Origin of the sequence: Kosakonia sp. LAM2021 (genome assembly GCF_016620385.1) — a bacterium.
Classification (GTDB): Bacteria; Pseudomonadota; Gammaproteobacteria; order Enterobacterales; family Enterobacteriaceae; genus Kosakonia; species Kosakonia sacchari.
This window is the reverse complement of record NZ_JAENHT010000001.1, coordinates 766978-786284: the sequence shown is the minus strand read 5'-3', so window position 1 is coordinate 786284 and position 19307 is coordinate 766978. Positions and strand designations below refer to the sequence as shown.

The window sequence follows — 19307 nt, the reverse complement described above, 5'->3', positions numbered from 1 at the left end:
AAGCGAAGCGGTTAGTTTTGCCGGGCTGGCTGGCGGTAATTAACCAGCACTTTGTTACTACGGACCTCCAGCGGCGGCCATAAACGTCCACCGCCGGGCACTTCCCAGACAAAACGCAGCGATTCGAGCGCCGGAACATCGGTAAAGCCGCGCGTGGTGCCACTTTGCCCATCCAGTTCAACACAGCGCGCCTGAGAACAGAGACGAACAACTAATCCGGCAGGCGTCGGGCCATTTAATTCATAGCGCCAGGAGACATCCGTCATCAGCCCGTTTACCGGCTGCGACGGACCAAGCGGTCGCGATGAAGAGACCACGCCACGGTTATCCAGCCGGATACCGATACTGCTGGCCTGCCACATGCCTTCGCCAATGCCGTTTCCGGCCGCGTGAGCAAACAACGGCAGAGCCACCAACCACGCCAGCAAACGCATTATTTGCCTCCGATGGTCGCAGTCATACGGATGCTGCGGTTATCCGACATTTCCATATTCGACAGCACCACCAGTTGCGGCAGACTGCGGCGCAGGAAGCGCGCCAGCAGCGGACGCAGCGCGTGATTAACCAGCAACACCGGCGGCGCACCTAACATCTCCTGGCGCGTCAACGCTTCCTGCGTTTGTTCCAGTAAGCGATCGGCAAGACCCGGTTCCAGACCGCCACCGCCCTGCAACGCTTGCAGCAGCAAACGCTCAAGCGGCGTGTCAAGACCAATCACCTGCACTTCATCATTCCCCGGGAACCACTGCTGTGTAATGGCGCGGCCCAACGCGACACGCACCACCGCCGTGAGTTCGTGCGGATCGGTTTGCAGCGGCGCATGCTCGGCCAGCGTTTCCAGAATAGTGCGCATATCGCGGATGGGCACTTTTTCGGCCAACAGGTTTTGCAGCACTTTGTGCAGCGTAGTCAGCGTGACCACGCCCGGCACCAGATCTTCGGTCAGCTTCGGCATCTCCTGGCTTACCCGGTCAAGCAGTTGCTGCGCTTCCTGGCGACCAAACAGCTCCGCCGAGAATTGACCAATCAGGTGGTTAAGATGGGTTGCCACCACGGTACTGGCTTCCACAACGGTGTAGCCCTGGATCTGCGCTTGTTCTTTCAATGCGCTCTCAATCCAGATAGCGGCCAGGCCAAAGGCCGGATCCACGGTTTGCTCGCCCGGCAGCGTACCCGCCGCCGTGCCTGGGTTAATCGCTAGCCAGCGCCCTGGGTAAGCCTCGCCGCTGCCAATTTCCACCCCTTTCATCAGGATGCGGTAACGCGCCGGCGGCAGATCCATATTGTCGCGAATGTGGACAACAGGCGGCAGGAAGCCCATATCCTGCGCGAATTTCTTACGAATGCTGCGGATTCGGCCTAACAGCTCGCCATCCTGCTGGAAGTCCACCATCGGGATCAGGCGATAACCCACTTCCATACCGAGGGAATCTTCAAGCTGAACATCGTTCCAGGTGGCTTCTACCGCCTGGGTATTTTCCGGCAGCTTCATCGGCGCAGCTTCAGCAGGTGCGGCCTGGTCTTTACCACGCAGCCACCAGGCAAGACCCAGCAGCGCGGCGGTAAACAGCAGGAACACAAAGTTCGGCATCCCGGGCACCAGCCCCAGCAGGCCGAGTACGCCGGCGCTGAGCATCATCACGCGCGGGTTGCTGAACAACTGGCCAACCATCTGCTGACCAACATCCTGATCGGTGCTGACGCGGGTGACGATAACACCCGCCGCGGTAGAGATAACCAGCGCCGGGATCTGCGCAACCAGACCGTCACCGATGGTCAGCAGGGTGTAACTTGATGCCGCATCACCCATCGACAGGCCATGTTGCAGTACGCCCACCAGCAAGCCGCCGATGACGTTGATAACCATGATCAGAATACCGGCGATGGCGTCGCCGCGAACAAACTTACTCGCACCGTCCATCGAACCGTAGAAGTCAGCTTCTTGCGTTACTTCAGAACGGCGGCGTTTCGCTTCGTCTTCACCGATGATCCCGGCGTTGAGATCGGCGTCAATGGCCATCTGTTTACCGGGCATCCCATCGAGTACGAAACGCGCGCCCACTTCGGCGATACGTCCCGCACCTTTGGTGATAACCATAAAGTTGATGATAACGAGGATGACGAACACCACGATACCGATGGCGAAGTTACCGCCAACGAGGAAGTGACCGAAGGCTTCAACCACTCGCCCTGCCGCCGCCGATCCCGTATGCCCTTCCATCAGAATAATACGCGTGGAGGCGACGTTCAGCGCCAGACGCAGCAAGGTGGTAAACAGCAGGATGGTCGGAAATGCGGCGAATTCCAGCGTGCGCTGGGTGAACATCGCCACCAACAGCACCATGATGGAAAGTGCGATGTTAAAGGTAAACAACAGGTCGAGGACAAACGCCGGTAGCGGCAGCACCATCATCGACAAAATAAGCAAAATGAGCACCGGCCCGGCGAGAACCTGCCATTGGGTCGATTTCAGATTGCTGGGTAGACGCAGCATTGCTACCAGATTAGCCATCAGTGTCCTTCTCGTTCAAAAAGTCCAGCGCCTCAGGCACCGGGAGATTCTCAGGTTTAACAGGTCGTTGCCCGCCGGACAGACGCCAGCGTTTCAACTGCCATACCCACGCCAGCACTTCGGCAACGGCCGCATACAGCTGGCCCGGGATTTGCTGACCAATTTCAGAATGGCGATAGAGCGCACGCGCCAGCGGCGGCGCTTCGAGGATCGGCACACGGTTCTCCGTCCCCAGCTCACGAATACGCAGCGCAATCATTCCCGCGCCTTTTGCCACCACTTTCGGCGCACTCATCTTATTCTCGTCATATTGCAGTGCGACGGAGTAGTGCGTCGGGTTGGTCACAATGACATCCGCTTTTGGCACATCGGCCATCATGCGACGGCGCGCCGCTGCTCGCTGCATCTGGCGGATGCGGCCTTTAATGTGCGGGTCGCCTTCGCTCTGTTTAAATTCGTCACGGATGTCCTGGCGGGACATGCGTAGTTTTTTCAGATGGCTGTAGATCTGCCAGAAAACGTCAAAACCCACCATCGGGATAATGCTTAGCGCCACCAGCATGGCGCACAGCCCGGCAAGATTAAGGGCGCTCGCCATTGCGGTCAGCGGCGATTCGCTCATCAGGCGCATCATATCCGGCCAGTGATGCCATAAAAAAAAGCCCGCGACGCTGCCCATCAGCAGCGCTTTCATCAACGCTTTCACCAGCTCCGCACCCACTTGCGCGGAGAACAAACGCCCCAACCCGCTGAGCGGGTTGAGTTTGGAAAATTTAAACTCCAGCGATTTGGTGCTGAACACCAGTCCGCCCAGCATCACCGGCGCGATAAGCGCGATGATCACCACGCCCGTCAGCAGCGGCAACATGCCGATCAGCACGTTTTTTAACATCACGATGATCTGCCCGAGGATCAGGTTCTGGTCACTGATAATCTTGTGGTCAAAACGCAGTCCGGATGAGAGCGCCATCGATAACCTGCGACCAAACGCTTCACCGCCAAACCACAGAATGCCGATACCGACCAACATGATCAGTAGCGATGTCAGTTCTTTGGATCGGGGGACTTGCCCTTCTTCGCGCGCTTTCTCTAGTCGGTGCGCTGTGGGGGCTTCTGTTTTGTCGTCGTTGTCTTCAGAGGCCACGGCCAACACATCCACGGGTTACAGGTTTGATGACATATTGCCAGAGTCAAGCCTGTCCAATGGGCAGAGTAAGGCATAAAAACAGAGGGTTTTCGCCATTTGAGTTGTCGCGTCATGTCCAACCCCGCATGCTGAAACGCAGACCAAACGGCAACGTTATCGAGAAAATCCTGCCTAAAGGCCATTTTTTATCGATAGATCCTGATTATTAACCGCAGAACAGAAATGCCAGCGCCCTGCTTTATAATGGTCGGCTTCGCGTATTTATCGGCACGGACGTTATTTTTTATGCCACGACATCTGGACAGAATCTCGCACACGGCAATTTGCATCGCGGCGTTTGTTATCTATTACAGTCTCTTTTATTTAGCCTTTTTCATTCCCGGTTTTATGACGCTTTATCGAAATGGCCTTGCCGCGCCGTTTCTCGGCACTGCCCTGTTATTGCCTTGCTCGTTATTACTCTGGCGCTATTACGTGCGCCATTTTGACGGGCTGTTACCCTTTGGCACACTGGCGCTGCGCAACGTAACGGTGCCGCTGCTGGCGCTGGGGGTGATACTGGTGATGGAAAAACTGTTTCAGCAGCCTGAACCCTGGCTTGATTCGCTGCGCGATTACACCGGATTGACCCGCTGGGCGTGGATTTTAACGGCGTGCCTGGTAGCACCCGTGAGTGAAGAGATTATCTTTCGTGGCTTTTTACTCAATGCCAGCCTGGGGTGGGGAAAAGTGCCGCAGCAAGTGGGGATTGTGCTGACCTCATTACTGTTCTCCGTCATCCATATGCAGTATCACGCGCCCATTACCTTTATTCAGCTCTTTATTTTTTCTGCGGTGTTGTGTGTGGTCAGGCTTGGCACGGGCGGCTTGATTGTCCCGATTGTGCTGCATGCGCTGGCAAACACCTTCTCAATTGGGGATATTTTCCTGCAATAAAAAAAGGGAAGGTTTCCCCTTCCCTTTTCATTGTCAGATATGCACCTTCAGGCGGGCTGAAGGTGCATGTACAGACAGATCAGAAGCCCAGGCTGTCGAGCAGATCGTCGACCTGATCCTGGCTTGCCACCACGCCCGCTTTGGTCGCGTCGAGTTGTGGGCCATTGAGCAGGCTTTCGTTTTCACGCTTCGGACGCGCGGACTGATCCGGGATATTCTCCAGCAGCACCATCAGCAGCTGACGTTCGATCTCCTGGATAACATCCATCATGCGTTTGATAACCTGACCGGTGAGGTCCTGGAAATCCTGCGCCATCATAATGTCCAGCAGCTGGGCGTTGGTGAAGCTGGTGTGCCCCGGAATTTCGCCAAGGAATTTGCGCGTATCGGTCACCAGTTCACGCGCATCCGCCAGTTCGATCGGGTTTTCAAACCACTCGTCCCAACGTTTGCTCAGCGCTTTCGAACCTTTTTCCATCTCATCCTGGTGCGGCTGAGAGGCTTCAACGCTGTTAAGCGCGCGTTCTGCCGCTTGCGCGGTCATCTGTACTACATAATCCAGACGGTCACGCGCATCCGGAATCGCTTCCGCAGCTTCGGCAATCGCCTGGTCAAGACCTAATTCGCGCAGGCTATCACGCAACATACGCGTCAGGCTGCCAATCCGGGCAATGATGTCGCTGGGTGAATGTTCGTCCGCTGGTTTAATTGAAGGTTGAATCATTAGCCAGTCCTCACATGCCAAGTTTCTCGAAGATCTTACCGAGTTTCTCTTCCAGGGTTGCAGCGGTAAACGGTTTCACCACATAACCGCTCGCACCGGCCTGCGCCGCCGCGATGATGTTCTCTTTTTTCGCTTCTGCTGTAACCATCAGCACTGGCATAGAAGCCATATTGCTGTCGGCACGAATCGTTTTCAGCAGTTCCAGACCGTCCATGTTTGGCATGTTCCAGTCGGAAATAACAAAACCGAAGCCACCCGTCTGCAATTTGTTTAACGCATCAACACCGTCTTCTGCTTCTTCAACGTTGTTAAATCCCAGCTCTTTTAGCAGGTTACGTACAATTCGACGCATGGTGGAAAAGTCATCCACGACCAAAAACTTAAGCTCTTTATCCGCCATAAAAAATTACTCCTGGTTCAAATACGTATTGCCTGTCCGGCACTGATTTTCGCCAGCATCTGCTGGCTTACCTGGCTAAGATCGACCACTTCGCTGACGCCACCCATATTGATGGCCTCACGCGGCATGCCGAACACCACACAACTTGCTTCATTTTGCGCAATCGTCCAGGCGCCAGCCTGGTGCATTGCTAACATTCCGGCCGCGCCATCGTTGCCCATCCCCGTGAGAATAACCCCCACGGCGTTACGCCCCGCGTGTTTCGCCACCGAATTAAACAGCACGTCCACCGACGGGCGGTGCCGGTTAACCGGCGGTCCGTCATGGATCTTAATTTGATAGTTCGCCCCGCTACGCGCCAGCTCCATATGCCGATCGCCAGGTGCAATATACGCGTGTCCGGGTAATACGCGCTCGCCATCTTCCGCTTCTTTGACGCTGATCTGACAGAGCTTATTCAAACGCTCAGCAAATGAGCGGGTAAAGCCCGGCGGCATATGCTGAGTGATAAGAATACCCGGACTTGAGAGCGGCAATGGCTGGAGTACATGCCTAATTGCCTCTGTTCCTCCGGTTGACGCACCAATTACCAGCAGTTTTTCCGAGCTGAGTAACGGCCCGGCTTTTAACATGGCGGGCGCTTCCATCGGTTTATGTGCCGCGATACGCGCGCGTGACGCGGTGCGTACTTTCTCGGCAATCATCTCGCTGTAAGCCAGCATGCCTTCGCGAATGCCAATCTGCGGTTTGGTGACAAAATCAATTGCCCCCAGTTCCAGCGCGCGCAGCGTCACTTCCGAGCCTTTTCCGGTCAGTGAAGAGACCATCACCACCGGCATCGGGCGCAAACGCATTAATTTTTCAAGGAAATCCAGCCCGTCCATGCGCGGCATTTCCACATCCAGCGTTAACACATCCGGGTTGAATTTTTTAATTAAATCCCGGGCAACCAATGGGTCTGGCGCCGTCGCCACCATTTCCATATCGCTGTGGCTATTGATAATTTCTGTCATGATCTGGCGCATCAATGCGGAATCATCGACGGACAACACCCTGATTTTACTCATGCTTTATCCTTACTCAGCGCATAAACTGTTTGCCCACGAAGGGTAAACTCACGCACGAGGTTGCTGAAGTTCTCCGAATGCCCGGCAAACAGTAATCCGTCTGGCTTAAGCAGCGGAGCGAAACGATGCAAAATGTCCTGTTGCGTCGTTTTATCAAAATAAATCATTACGTTACGGCAAAAAATTGCGTCGAAAGGCCCCGGAACGTTGTACTGCTTATCCAGCAGATTGACCGTGGTGAAATCGACGTAGTTCGCCAGTTCCTGCCGTACACGCACCAGCCCGGCATGCGGGCCAGTACCGCGCATAAAGTAGCGTTGCATCTGCTGGGGCGAGAGGGTTTTCAACTCGTCCTGGCGGTAAATGCCGCTACGCGCTTTTTCCAGCACTTCTGTATCGATGTCGCTGGCGAAAACTTTCCAGCGACCCGGTGCCATGCCCAACGCATCAGCGAGGGTAATGGCAAGAGAGTACGGCTCTTCGCCTGTCGACGCCGCCGCGCTCCATACCCGGTATTCCCCCGTGCGCTTGCGCGCATGGTCCGCGAGAACCGGGAAGTGGTGTGCTTCCCGGAAAAACGCGGTGAGATTGGTGGTCAGCGAGTTAATAAACGCTTGCCACTCGGCGCTGTTCTGGTTCGCTTCCAGCATGCTCAGATAGCGGCCAAAATCATCTAGCCCAAGCGTGCGTAAACGGCGAACAAGGCGGTTGTAAACCATGTCGCGTTTATGATCCGCGAGGACAATCCCCGCACGCTGGTAGATCAATTGACATATCCGACGGAAGTGCGCGTCGGACAGCGCCAGGCGCTGTGTCATCTGTTGCAATATTGATGACGTTTGCCCGTTAGGCATGGATGATGTCATAGCGCCTTCTCAACTAGGTTCAGGATGCAACGGGCACTGCCTTAGGCGGTGCCACTTCGGGTATTGCGACATGCTCTTCAATCTTAAATACGGCCACCAGCGCAGTAAGGTTATCGGCCTGGTTAGCCAGTTGGTCGGTGGCGGAAGCTGCCTCTTCTACCAGCGCAGCGTTCTGTTGTGTCACCTGATCCATCTGTGTTACTGCCTGAGCCACCTGCTCTATCCCGCGCCGTTGTTCATCGGACGCGGAGGCGATCTCGCCCATGATATCGTTGACCTGAGTGACAGAGCGGACGATTTCGGTCATCGTCTGCGCGGCGGTATCCACCAGAGCGGAACCCTGCTGAACGCGGGAAACCGACTCTTCAATCAGGCCTTTAATCTCTTTTGCCGCCTGCGCACTGCGGCTTGCCAGGTTACGCACTTCACCGGCGACCACGGCGAAACCACGCCCCTGTTCACCGGCGCGAGCCGCTTCCACGGCGGCGTTCAGCGCCAGAATATTGGTCTGAAACGCAATGCCATCAATCACACTAATGATGTCGCCAATTTTCTGCGAGCTGCCGGCAATCTGCTGCATGGTACTTGCCACGCTAGATGTCTGCTGGCCGCCTTTTCTCGCCGTTTCCGCCGCACTCTGCGCCAGCCCGGAAGCCTGACGCGCGTTATCGGCGTTCTGGCTAACCGTCGACGTTAGCTGCTCCATGCTGGCAGCGGTTTGCGCCAGCGACGCCGCCTGTTGCTCCGTTCGCGCCGATAAATCATTGTTGCCCGCCGCGATTTCCGAGATGCCGGTATGCATCGCGTAGCTGCCCTGACGGACATCGCTCACCGTGGTGCGTAACGCAGTTTGCATCTTTTTCAGGCTGGTAAAAATCGCCGAGATCTCGTTACGCCCGACAACAGCAATCGGTCGCGCCAGGTTGCCTTCGGAGATGCTGTCAAAGTGGCTGCTGATTACCGCCAGCGGCTGGACAATCATCTTGCGCGACCAGAACAGCGCGGCGCTGGTCAATAATGCGGCGAGAATAACCACCACCACAAAAATCACCGCCGAGCGGTGATAATTACTTTCACCATCCGCTCTTGCCTGTTCAGTAAAGTGGTTAATGTGTTTCTCCCACGCACTGAAACTGGCATCAAACTTATCCTGCGACTCCTGCACCGGCGCGGTCATAAAGTCCGACAACTGGTTATTCTCAAGCCAGGTCGCCTGGTGCTCCAGGTCACCACGCCAGGCGGTGTAACTGGCCTGCGTGATTTCCTGTAATTTTTTGCCTTCCGGTGTCATCACCTTCAGGCCAAGAAACTCTTTTTCTACCTCAGCCGACTGCTTGAGGCTGGCTTTCGCCTGTGTCATCAGCGCTTTGATGTCATCCGGCGGGTAACTCAGCGCCGTTAACGTCCCGGCTTTGTTCAACGCGGTGCTGGCCTGAAGCAGCGTGGCCCGCATCTGCATTAATGCGCTGCGCTGGTGTGTACTGTTTTCTACTTCTTGTAAATGTGAAGTGCTCTCTTTAAATGCCCAGAAAGACAACCCGTTACTGCCAACCTGTAAAATGCCACACACGATCAAAATCAAAAAAAGTGTTGTCGAGATGCGAATACGATTTAACATTAACGCCCCATCTGGCGGAAAAAGTCCGCGGTTAAGACCTGCTAAAATGTTTCCCAGTTATCCTCTTGTCCGGTTACAAGTTGGCGACTCCGCGCCGGGGTCTGAGCGCTGCCTGCTGCCGGAGTTGTAGCACGCGACGCCGATTTGCCGGATACAGAAGAAAGGCGGAAAGCAGATACCGCCTGCGTCAACAAACTGGCTTGTTCTTCTAAGGCGGCCGCTGCGGCTGCCGATTGTTGTACCAGTGACGCGTTCTGCTGCGTGACGCGATCCATTTCGGATACCGCCAGCGCAACCTGATCGATGCCGCGGCTCTGTTCATCAGAAGCCGAGGCTATCTCACCCATAATGTCGTTCACCCGTGTTACCGCGTTAACGATGTCCGACATCGTCTCCCCTGCGCTTTCCACCAGCACAGAACCGGTATCGACACGGGAGACAGAATCTTCAATTAAGCCTTTAATTTCTTTCGCCGCCTGCGCACTGCGGCTGGCAAGATTGCGCACTTCTCCGGCGACCACGGCGAAACCACGCCCCTGCTCGCCCGCTCGCGCCGCTTCAACCGCGGCGTTCAGCGCCAGAATATTGGTCTGGAAAGCAATGCCGTCAATCACACTAATAATATCGGCAATTTTTTGCGAACTCCCCGCAATTTCGTGCATGGTTTTTACAACGCTGTTCACCACTTTGCCGCCGCGCTCTGCCGTTTCCGACGCGCTCTGCGCCAGCAGTGAGGCCTGACGGGCGTTATCGGCGTTCTGTTTCACCGTGGCGGTCAGCTCTTCCATACTGGCGGCGGTCTGCTCAAGTGCGGAAGCCTGCTCTTCCGTACGGGACGACAGATCGTTGTTCCCGGCGGCGATTTCGCTGGTGCCGGAGTAGATAGCATCAGAACCCTGACGAACGTTGGTCACCGTTTCGATCAGTGCGTTCTGCATATGGTCAACGCTCTGCGCCAGTTCCGTCATTTCACTGCGTCCGGCAATGGTCAGCGAATGCGTCAGGTTGCCACCGGCGATTTCACGGATATGGGCAATAACCGACGATAACGGCAACAGCAGAATACGGCGAATGCCATACCAGACCCCGGCCAGCACGATCACCAGCGCCAGTGCCAGGATCGCCATCTGCCATTTGGCGAAGGTGTAATCACTGACGCTCTGTTCCCAGGCATTGCGATACAGGCCTTCACTCAAATCCGCGTATTTCTTCATCGCATCGCCAAGGGCGTTTTGCATGCCTTGCGTCGGCTGCGCCATAAAGCCGTTAATATTGCCGCCTTCGAGGAACTGCACCAGTTCCGCCAGCGCGGCATTATAAGTGCGGTATTTCTCATCCAGCGTCTGGCGCGCGGCGTCGGTTTCCGGCAGGGATGGCAGCGCACGGAAAGCATCGTAGTGTTTTGCCGCATCGGCAAGCGAGGCTTTGGCGCTGTTCAGCAAATCGGTTTTCGCACTGCTCTGCTGGTTGCTCGGATCCAGCAACATCCGCGCTGAAGAACGGCTCAGGTTGATACGCGTTTGCAGCATCAACTCCCAGGCTTTACCTAATTCCGTCTGTTGCATGCGCAGGTCATTGGAGACCGCAAAACTTTGCTGGTTTTGCTTAAGCGACGAAAAAAACAGGCCACCAGAGACAAGCTGTAACAAGGCAAAGACCACCAGCACGCTCATAAGCAGAGTAACGACGCGGATACGGTTCAACATGCAACACCTTCTTGATAAGTTCTTAACGGTGTTATCGGCATGCGGCCACGGAACTTTACATTTGCGAAAGGGAATTAAATTCTGACTTAAAACGCGATATCCACAGTTAAGGTATCACTATATGTTCCCCCCGGCGGCGTGGTCTGCGACGTCAAAATTTGTGCGGTGTAATTGTAGGTTCGCAGCAGACCATCGGTGCTCACCTGCGATGACACGCCGCTCGACCAGCGCTCCGCACCGGCGCTGCCCCAGCGGTTGGTGGTTGCTCCTTTGTAAATCTCATAACTGAGCCGGTTGCTGCCGCTGGCCATATTTCGCACGCTGCCGTTGTAGTAGCCGCCGTTGTTAATTCCGACGGTGTACACCATGCCTTTCGTGCAGGTGATGGCAACAGATTGCGAAATGGTCGGGAAGTTGCGCACCAGCGGCGCACTGCCGAAATTGACGTTCGGCGCGCTGATGGTGGTGCAGTCGTTGGTCACCGTGCCGTTGATTTGCAGGCTGGTGGTCGCCGTGCCCGTTTGTGCTGTCGAACAGAATCCTAAAACCCCCACCGAACATACGTTATACGCGACGCGAAAATTGAGCGTCACTGTATAAGGCCCGGCGCTGACGTTTTGCCCCGGCACGGTGAGAAAATAGAGCGGCAAGGTATAGGTTCGGGTGCCCAGCAACGCCAGCAAGACGGCACCGTTCCAGGTGTAGCTGTTACCGCTGATAGTCGCTTCGCTATTATTGGCGCAGTTGGCCTGGCCGCAGACGCGGATCGGGATCGCATCCGTCACGGCGGCATTATCGGAACGTTTCATCACGCCCCGGTTCGAGGCGGTGGCGCTCGCCCCGGTCAGCGTCAGAGTAATTGAGTCGTTGGTGAGCAAGTTGAGCGCCGCGTCGCAGCGCACAATCAGGCTGGCGGTGGTGTTTTGCGCCGTGGCGTTAAGCACAAACGAGGTCACCGTGCCGAACGCACCATTGGTCGTGCTGACCGTACAGGCCGACCACGCTGGCCCGCAACTCAGGAGTAATAACAGAACAAGTAGCCGACGCATTAAGGGTTCCTCCGACAGGCCAGTGGCCCGTAGGTTTGCAATTTATGTTCAGGATTGGCGAGCAGCGTGAAGTGGGTGTCACAGGTTTTGCCATCCGGCAAACGGACATGCAGCGCATTGGCCTCATCCAGGTTTTCCAGCCACGCAATGCCGTCATAACCGACAATCGCCGTGGCTTTCCCCGCCCGGTCAACTTCGCTGGCAAGCGGAATCGCGTCGCCGTTTTCATCATGCAGGATCACGCTGGCAACGCGCTCCTGTACCATCGGGAACTCCACCAGATAGCCACTGCGCCGACGCAGCGAGATTTTGCGCTCGGTATCTTTCAGTTGCGTATCCGCCGGTAAGTTCAGCGTATTAATGCTGTAACTGGCCGGGTAATAAGCCGACACGCCGCTCACCAGCAGATAGCCGTCACGGTTGGTTTCACCCACCGGCTGGTTTTCATAGTTCACCGGCACACCGCCGTGACCGCCGGTGCTGATCACCGCAAACGCGTCATTGATGCGGTTGGCGGCGAACAACTGGCCATCCATCAATACCAGCGAACCCAACGCTTCACCCCACCATGTCATCATGTCGCTTTCACCGTAACCGCCGCCCTGTAGCTCGACATTGTTATTGCGCCAGCCCAGTGTGCCCTGCTGGTAATTTTTCGCCTGCGACTGGTGCGCAAAAGCCATGTTCCAGCTAAAACCGCCATCGGTCGGCATGGCGTGGTTATAGTTGATACGCTCAGTGGAGCCGTTATCGGGGGTTCGCTCCATACTCACCGCCGCGCTATCCGTTTCGCCTATCGGGATTTGCAGCGACAAGGCAAATGTCCAGTCGCCCTGTTGGTTGTCGCGGCTCGCTGCCAGATAAAGGCTACTGCCGCCCCACAGATTGCGGCTCCAGGAGAGGTTGAACAGTTCCGTCTTTTTATTATCAAAGCTGCGCACACCAATCCATGCCGCGCCCACATTGCCGAAATCGCCCATATTAACCGTCAGCGCATATTGATCCGTGTTGCGACTCAGGCTGGCGACAGGCCGTTGCTCGTTACTTTGCTCGTTGTTGTAGAGGTTGCGCTGGTCGTAGAGCGCCAGATTGCCAAAGCCGCGATCGCGTCGGCTGTGCTGCGTGTTAACGCTAAACAGACGGGTGTTGTACTGATACCCCCAGGCAAGCTGGCTGCCGTTATCACCAAACATGCTGCTTTGCGTCCATGCGCCGTTGACCACACCGAGCCGCCCGAGTTTCAGCACCGCGCCCACGCCGCCCAGCGTCAGCGACTGCGCCGCTTCACCGTGCCCTTCGAGGGTTAAATAATCGCTAACGCCATAGCGATACGATCCGCTGCCCACCAGCGTCCCATAGTCAACATTCTCAATACCGTAATTGCGCCGCAGCGCACCCACGGTAATCGCTCCGTCGCTTAAACCTGCTTTGAGCAAATCGCTGGCGACATAAAAAGGCAGCGTGGTGCTGACCTGGCGCCCCAGCGCGTCCGTGGTAACCAGTACGGCATCCCCCGCGCCGTTGATATAGGGCATATTGGTCAGCGTGAAAGGCCCGGGTTGTAACTGGGTGTTCCCGGCGCGATAGCCGTTAATAAACACATCCACTGAAGTCGGCACAGCCGCTTCGCCGGAAAACGCGGGCAGTGGCCAGGTGACCAGATCCGGGCGCAGGGAGAAGTCGCGCCCGTAACTGACGCCGCCGATACGCACACTGCTGCTCCAGGTTAATGCATCAGAAATGACATCGCCCACGCTCCACTGCGTGGCGTCATCTTCATCGGTAAATGTGAGGGTGGTGTCATAACGCATATACCCTTCCTGCTGCCTGAGGCTGCCGGAAAGAGTCTTACGCAGTGAACCGGTTGAAGAGAGCACGCCGTTGCCGTTGAAGTAGCGAAACTCGTGCCACAGCGCCGCCTGCCCGCCGATGTGCTCGGTGGTGCTGGTATAGACATCGTAATTGAGTAACGCACCCCGGCCATATTTCGGCGTCGTGCGCCGCAGACCCGAATTAAACGCCGTTGCACGCTCCGGCACCCACTCGCCGGGCACTGAAAGCAGCAGACGCTGACCCGCACTGTCATATTCGGCGCGCACATTTTCCAGCGCCGACACATTGACCTCCCCTTGTGGTACATGCTCTGCGGGAAGCCCGGCCTGGATGAGATCGGCGCGGGAGACAAAAAAGGCGTTCTGCTGGCGCGTCACGGGCACCACCCGCTGGGTGTCGAAATGGTTAATCACCAGGCTTAAATGGAATACAGCGTGATCGTTGATGGCGCGCGCATCGGGCGGCGGCGGGAGCATATCATCGCCCTGCTGCGCCCATGCTGAACTCCCCAGCAGCATAAAAGTGACCGGCACAATTAGTTGCCTGCGGACGACTGCCATTCGCTTTCCCTGGCATTGATTGTCGCCTTCATCTCCACAGGATTGTTTACGCCCGCAGGTAGCGGCCAGCTACGTACGCTGTGCGGCAGGACATAACCGAGTAACCCCTCAGCAACCTGCCGCGTTTGCCCGCCTTGCCGTACGGTGACTTTGCTTAAACGGACATGGACATCGCCATTGTTACGCACTTCAAGCGCCGGTTTACCGTTGTCGCGGCTTATGCGCCAGCGTAGATCTTTAGTATCCACCAACGCATGATGCGCGCCGCTGGCGTGGGTTTCGATGCCGGTGCCATAGACAAAGAGCGGAATCGAGTAGCGCATTTGCAGTTTGAGGCCAATCTGCGGTTTGTCGCTGTTTTCCGGCTGCGGGATCTCATCGACGATGATGCGATAAGCCTGTTCAACTCCCGCCGGAATTGACGCCTGCTTGATCAGGCGAATCAGTTGTTTACTCTCTTTTTCGATTCTCACAATCGGTGGGCTGGCAACGATCTCGTTTTGTTGCTGGTAGCGTTCAAGCCCCTTTTCCTGCTGCCAGCGGACAATGCGCACCTGCATGGTGGTGGGCGCTTCACCCTGGTTCTGGATCCATAATTCGGTCGCGTTGCTGGTAGCGCTGAGCCACGGATCGATGGGCCAGAGCAGAATAGTGGCCGCCGCAAAGGCGTTGTTCGCGCTAAGCATCAGCGCACAGGTACACAGCAAACCCGCCGCGCGGCCAGTCGAAATGACCTTCATCTCCTTCTCCCTTGTTACCATGACAATGTCACAGTGAGTTGATCGGTATAGGTTCCCGCCGGGCTGAACCCGGTTAGCTGCGCCGCACCGAAAATCGCCAGCGAGATGGTATTGCTATTGCTGTAAGCGACGGAGACAGCCTGGTTGACGCCGATCTCGGTATTTGCCGCCAGCGTACTGCTGGTATAGAGACGATAAGGCACGCGATCTGTACCACCGCTGCGTTGCATGTTGCGCACGTTGGCGTAATTCTGCCCGCCGTTGATACTCATACTCAGCGCCACGCCGGGCGTGCAGCCCAGCGAGAACGACGCGCCAGGCACGAAGCTGGCGGTTACCTGTCCGCTCTGCACGCCGCTGCGGGTGCCAAAATTGAGTGAACCGAGTGCCCCGCCGCTGCCGCTCACCACCGAGCAACCTGGCGCGATGGTTGCGCCCACGGTGAAGGTTTGCGTCGTCACCGCAAAGGCACCCTGCGAGGCCATCACCCCGAACAGCATCAGCCCAGAAATGACGCGCAGAGATCCCCGGTTTCCCCGCAGGGAAACACGCATGCCGCCTGGCATCATGTGGGGAGGTTTAGTACGTCACGCTCACATTGATCGTATCGGTATAGGTGCCCGGTACGACGCTAACGCTGTTGCCACCGCCGGAGATCCGCCCATAGAGCGTGTAGTTATCAACGCCACCGGCCGTTGAAGCGCGAGGAATGTTGGTGTTATTAGTGATGACGTTGCTGAAGCCACTATCGCTATAGAGGCTGTAGGCGACGCCTTGTGTGGTATTGGCCGCGTTGACCAGGTAACGGGCAGGCGTCCCCGGCGTACCAACGACGGTGCCAGGTGCGGTAGAGTTGGTGTTGCCGGTTACCTGCACGGTGTAATCGGTTGTCGTACATTGAATACCGAAGCTGTTACCGCCGCCTGCGTTGGTGAGCTGGGTGGTGAGCTCTGAAAATGTTGCCGGATGCGTACCAAAATCGAGCGTACCAAAATTGATACCGTTCTGGCTTGGCGAGCCGTTAATCAGGCAGCCGTTAGTCAACGTCAATGTCGCGCCAATCGTCCCGCTACTGGTAACCGCACGCGCATTTTGCCAGGCCATCACCAGCACACCGCTTGCCAGTACATAAAGTAATTTTCTGTTCATGTTTCCACCTCCGAAAATACCGCGTGCTGTTTATTCCACCGTACAATTCATTGGCCACCGAAATAAGGAAAACACGCAAACAAGTAAAGCAGGAATAACAGAAATTTAGTTTACGCTGCGCGCTTCAACCACTTAAACGTAACGGCGCAAAATTCATGAACAGGGATAATTTAATGCCTTCAAATCATTTAGTTAGCGAATGATAAATGGCTAAGTCATTAATTTTTTGAAAGATATATACCTTGATTTGTGATAAGCATCACAATATATGACCAGTGGTAAAGAGAAGTAAGCGGGTTTTATGAAATAGAAATTAAGCGGGCGCGAAGGATATATATTATAGCGACAAAAAAAAGACAAAAATAAAGGCGGATGAAGCAACTTCACCCACCTTTATTATTACGCCACTGGCGTGATTATTACGCTACGTGCGAGGCTGCGATGTCCAGCAGCGCCATTTCATCGCTGTTGAGCAGTTTTTCAATATTTACCAGAATCAGCATACGGTCGCCGAGCGCGCCGAGACCAGTCAGGTATTCGGTCGACAGCGTGACCGCGAATTCCGGCGCCGGGCGGATCTGGTCAGATGCCAGCGACAGGACGTCGGAAACACCATCAACCACAATCCCCACCACGCGCTGACCAAGATTCAGCACGATAACGACCGTGTTTTCATCATACTCGACATCGCCCTGGCTGAACTTCACACGCAGGTCGACAATCGGCACAATCACACCGCGCAGGTTGGTGACGCCTTTGATAAAGTCGGGGGTATTGGCGATTCGGGTCACCTGATCATAGCCACGAATTTCCTGCACTTTGAGAATATCGATTCCATATTCTTCATCGCCCAGAGTGAAAACCAGGAACTCCTGACCTGATGGCTCGCCCGCCAGTTTTGCTACATTACTCATACCGGTCATGTTTTATACCTTCTTAACTAAATCAGGCGGCTGTGTGCGCCATACGATGTTCACGATTCAATCCCTGCAACGCTGATACGTCAACGATCAGCGCAACGCTACCATCCCCAAGGATAGTGGCAGCAGAAATACCCGGCACTTTGCGATAGTTGCTTTCCAGGTTTTTCACCACCACTTGATGCTGACCAATCAGTTGATCAACCAGCAATGCATAGCGACGACCCGCGCTTTGCAGAATAACGACAATCCCCTGCGTGGCCTCGGTTTTCGCGCCCATAACGTCAAAGACTTTCCACAGTTCAACCAGCGGCAGATATTCTCCGCGCACTTCCAGCACACGCTCACCACCGGCCAGCGGATGCAGATCTTCTTCACGCGGTTGCAGCGATTCCATCACCGCGTTCAACGGCAGGATAAAGACTTCGTTGTTCACTTTTACTGACATGCCGTCGAGGATCGCCAGCGTCAGCGGCAGCAGGATACGAATGGTTGTGCCGGTGCCCTGCCTGGATTTGATTTCAACGTGGCCGCCCATCTCCTGGATGTTACGTTTCACCACGTCCATGCCCACGCCGCGTCCGGAAACGTCAGTCACCTGCTCAGCGGTGGAGAAGCCCGGCGCGAAAATCAACATGCCCACTTCTTCATCGGTCATGTTCTCGTGCACTGGCATCCCCTGCGAAATCGCTTTCGCCAGGATACGCTCACGGTTCAGACCTGCACCATCGTCGGTTACTTCAATACAGATGTTCCCGCCCTGGTGTTCCGCCGAAAGGATCAGGTTGCCGATAGGCGACTTCCCTGCTTCCACACGTTTTTGCGGCGTTTCAATACCGTGGTCGAGGCTGTTACGCACCAGGTGCGTTAACGGGTCAATAATGCGTTCAATCAAGCTCTTATCAAGTTCGGTTGAGCTGCCCTGCAGCGTCAATTCCACTTGTTTATCAAGCTTGCTCGCCAAATCGCGCACCAGGCGCGGGAAGCGGCTGAAGACGTATTCCATCGGCATCATACGGATGGACATCACCGATTCCTGCAGGTCGCGGGCGTTGCGTTGCAGCTGGCTCATACTGGTTATTAAATCACCGTGCGTCACCGGATCCAGCTCGTTAGAGCGCTGCGCCAGCATGGACTGGGTGATAACCAGTTCGCCTACCAGGTTGATCAACTGGTCAACTTTTTCAACCGCAACACGGATACTGGTCGATTCACTGGCGCGGGCTGCCGGTTTTTCACGGCCTGCCGGTTGCTCTTTCGCTACCGCTTTCAGTGCAGGTGCCGCAGCCGGAGCCGCTTGCACCGCCGGGACAGCCGCTGCTGCCTGCGCTTCAGCCACTTCAGCCGGGGCTTCAACTTCAGCCTCTACTGCTGCGGGCGCTGGCGCAGCTTTTTCGAAAGCAATTTGATCCGCTTCGATAACAAAGCACAGCACCGCGATAATATCGTCTTCGCCCACGCCGCCGTCGATCGTCACGCTCAGGGTATCTTTCCCCTTCACGACATCGCTCAGCGTGCCGAGGTTGCCCAGCTCTTCTTCGAGTAAGTCAACTTCATTCTCTTTCAGGCGAGAAAGAACGATTCGTAATTTACCGTCGTTTTCAGCGGCGGGCGCTGTCGCATCAGATGCCAGTGCGGTCTCTACAACCGAGAGTTTTGCACCATTCGCAGCGGCAGGAACGATCTCTCCTTTTGCCTCCAGCGCCAGCTGGCGCAGGGCATTGCAGATGTATTCGAAGCTTGCGGCATCTGGCTCTGACGAGCTTTTATAGGCATCGAGCTGTTCCTGCATAATATCTTTGGTTTCCAAAAACAGGTTGATAATGTCGGTGTTGAGCTGCATCTCGCCACGCCGAGCCTCATCAAGCAGGTTCTCCATCAGGTGAGTTGTTTCCTGCAAGATGGTAAAGCCAAATGTACCCGCACCGCCTTTAATAGAGTGAGCAGCACGGAAGATGGCGTTGAGCTGTTCTGAATCCGGCGCTTCCGGCACCAGGTCCAATAAATGTTGTTCCATATCGGCCAACAGTTCGTCGGCCTCATCAAAGAATGTTTGGTAAAAATCACTAATATCCATGCT

The 19307-nt window shown here is 55.7% G+C and carries 17 protein-coding genes; 1 reads left to right on the top strand and 16 read right to left on the bottom strand.

Features of this window, described 5'->3' with window-relative positions; translation table 11 throughout:
• Window positions 1-11 precede the first annotated feature (11 nt).
• Genes JKP81_RS03715 through flhB form a run of 3 tightly spaced genes read right to left on the bottom strand, consistent with a single transcriptional unit; the run spans window position 12 to window position 3656 of the window.
• Complete coding sequence (locus JKP81_RS03715) at window positions 12-434, bottom strand: flagellar protein FlhE (protein WP_200550625.1); 423 nt, start codon at window positions 432-434, stop codon at window positions 12-14.
• Entirely contained in the window at window positions 434-2512 is a 2079-nt protein-coding gene (gene flhA / locus JKP81_RS03710) for a flagellar biosynthesis protein FlhA (protein ID WP_017458302.1), read from the bottom strand. The genes JKP81_RS03715 and flhA overlap by 1 nt, the downstream gene beginning before the upstream one ends.
• On the bottom strand, window positions 2505-3656 hold the full coding sequence (gene flhB / locus JKP81_RS03705; RefSeq protein ID WP_175274196.1) for a flagellar biosynthesis protein FlhB: 1152 nt from the start codon (window positions 3654-3656) through the stop codon (window positions 2505-2507). Before flhB ends, flhA begins: the two co-directional genes overlap by 8 nt.
• Window positions 3657-3944: 288 nt before the next feature.
• On the opposite strand from flhB, the gene JKP81_RS03700 reads away from it, so the two are divergent.
• Window positions 3945-4595, top strand: coding sequence for a CPBP family intramembrane glutamic endopeptidase (locus tag JKP81_RS03700; RefSeq protein WP_200550624.1), 651 nt, complete (start codon window positions 3945-3947; stop codon window positions 4593-4595).
• Between the two features lie 79 nt (window positions 4596-4674).
• Here the strand turns inward: JKP81_RS03700 and cheZ are convergent, their stop codons facing one another.
• The 13 genes from cheZ to cheA all read right to left on the bottom strand — a co-directional run bounded on the left by cheZ (window position 4675) and on the right by cheA (window position 19304).
• Window positions 4675-5319: a protein phosphatase CheZ gene (gene cheZ / locus JKP81_RS03695; protein WP_131409522.1), complete on the bottom strand. Its 645-nt coding sequence runs from the start codon at window positions 5317-5319 to the stop codon at window positions 4675-4677.
• A gap of 10 nt (window positions 5320-5329) precedes the next feature.
• Complete coding sequence (gene cheY, locus JKP81_RS03690; RefSeq protein ID WP_007371559.1) at window positions 5330-5719, bottom strand: chemotaxis response regulator CheY; 390 nt, start codon at window positions 5717-5719, stop codon at window positions 5330-5332.
• Between the two features lie 17 nt (window positions 5720-5736).
• Window positions 5737-6786: a chemotaxis response regulator protein-glutamate methylesterase gene (locus JKP81_RS03685; protein ID WP_017458306.1), complete on the bottom strand. Its 1050-nt coding sequence runs from the start codon at window positions 6784-6786 to the stop codon at window positions 5737-5739.
• Window positions 6783-7652 carry a protein-glutamate O-methyltransferase CheR gene (gene cheR, locus JKP81_RS03680; RefSeq protein WP_017458307.1) on the bottom strand — a complete coding sequence of 290 codons (870 nt, stop codon included), beginning with the start codon at window positions 7650-7652 and terminating at the stop codon, window positions 6783-6785. Before cheR ends, JKP81_RS03685 begins: the two co-directional genes overlap by 4 nt.
• 19 nt (window positions 7653-7671) lie before the next feature.
• Window positions 7672-9270 carry a methyl-accepting chemotaxis protein IV gene (tap, locus tag JKP81_RS03675; RefSeq protein WP_200550623.1) on the bottom strand — a complete coding sequence of 533 codons (1599 nt, stop codon included), beginning with the start codon at window positions 9268-9270 and terminating at the stop codon, window positions 7672-7674.
• Between the two features lie 41 nt (window positions 9271-9311).
• Window positions 9312-10976 carry a methyl-accepting chemotaxis protein II gene (tar, locus tag JKP81_RS03670; protein ID WP_200550622.1) on the bottom strand — a complete coding sequence of 555 codons (1665 nt, stop codon included), beginning with the start codon at window positions 10974-10976 and terminating at the stop codon, window positions 9312-9314.
• An 86-nt stretch (window positions 10977-11062) separates the two neighbouring features.
• Window positions 11063-12025: a spore coat U domain-containing protein gene (locus JKP81_RS03665; protein ID WP_200550621.1), complete on the bottom strand. Its 963-nt coding sequence runs from the start codon at window positions 12023-12025 to the stop codon at window positions 11063-11065.
• A complete protein-coding gene (locus JKP81_RS03660) occupies window positions 12025-14418 on the bottom strand; it encodes a fimbria/pilus outer membrane usher protein (RefSeq protein ID WP_200550620.1) in 2394 nt (797 codons plus the stop codon). Before JKP81_RS03660 ends, JKP81_RS03665 begins: the two co-directional genes overlap by 1 nt.
• Entirely contained in the window at window positions 14394-15158 is a 765-nt protein-coding gene (locus JKP81_RS03655) for a molecular chaperone (RefSeq protein ID WP_200550619.1), read from the bottom strand. Before JKP81_RS03655 ends, JKP81_RS03660 begins: the two co-directional genes overlap by 25 nt.
• A 14-nt stretch (window positions 15159-15172) precedes the next feature.
• Window positions 15173-15658, bottom strand: a complete 486-nt coding sequence (locus JKP81_RS03650; RefSeq protein WP_200551061.1) for a spore coat U domain-containing protein — start codon at window positions 15656-15658, stop codon at window positions 15173-15175.
• 79 nt (window positions 15659-15737) lie between these two features.
• A complete protein-coding gene (locus JKP81_RS03645) occupies window positions 15738-16307 on the bottom strand; it encodes a spore coat protein U domain-containing protein (protein ID WP_200550618.1) in 570 nt (189 codons plus the stop codon).
• Between the two features lie 419 nt (window positions 16308-16726).
• Window positions 16727-17230 (bottom strand): chemotaxis protein CheW, encoded by a 504-nt coding sequence (gene cheW, locus JKP81_RS03640; protein ID WP_200550617.1) that lies wholly within the window; start codon window positions 17228-17230, stop codon window positions 16727-16729.
• Between the two features lie 22 nt (window positions 17231-17252).
• On the bottom strand, window positions 17253-19304 hold the full coding sequence (gene cheA, locus JKP81_RS03635) for a chemotaxis protein CheA (protein ID WP_234455519.1): 2052 nt from the start codon (window positions 19302-19304) through the stop codon (window positions 17253-17255).
• Window positions 19305-19307: the final 3 nt, after the last annotated feature.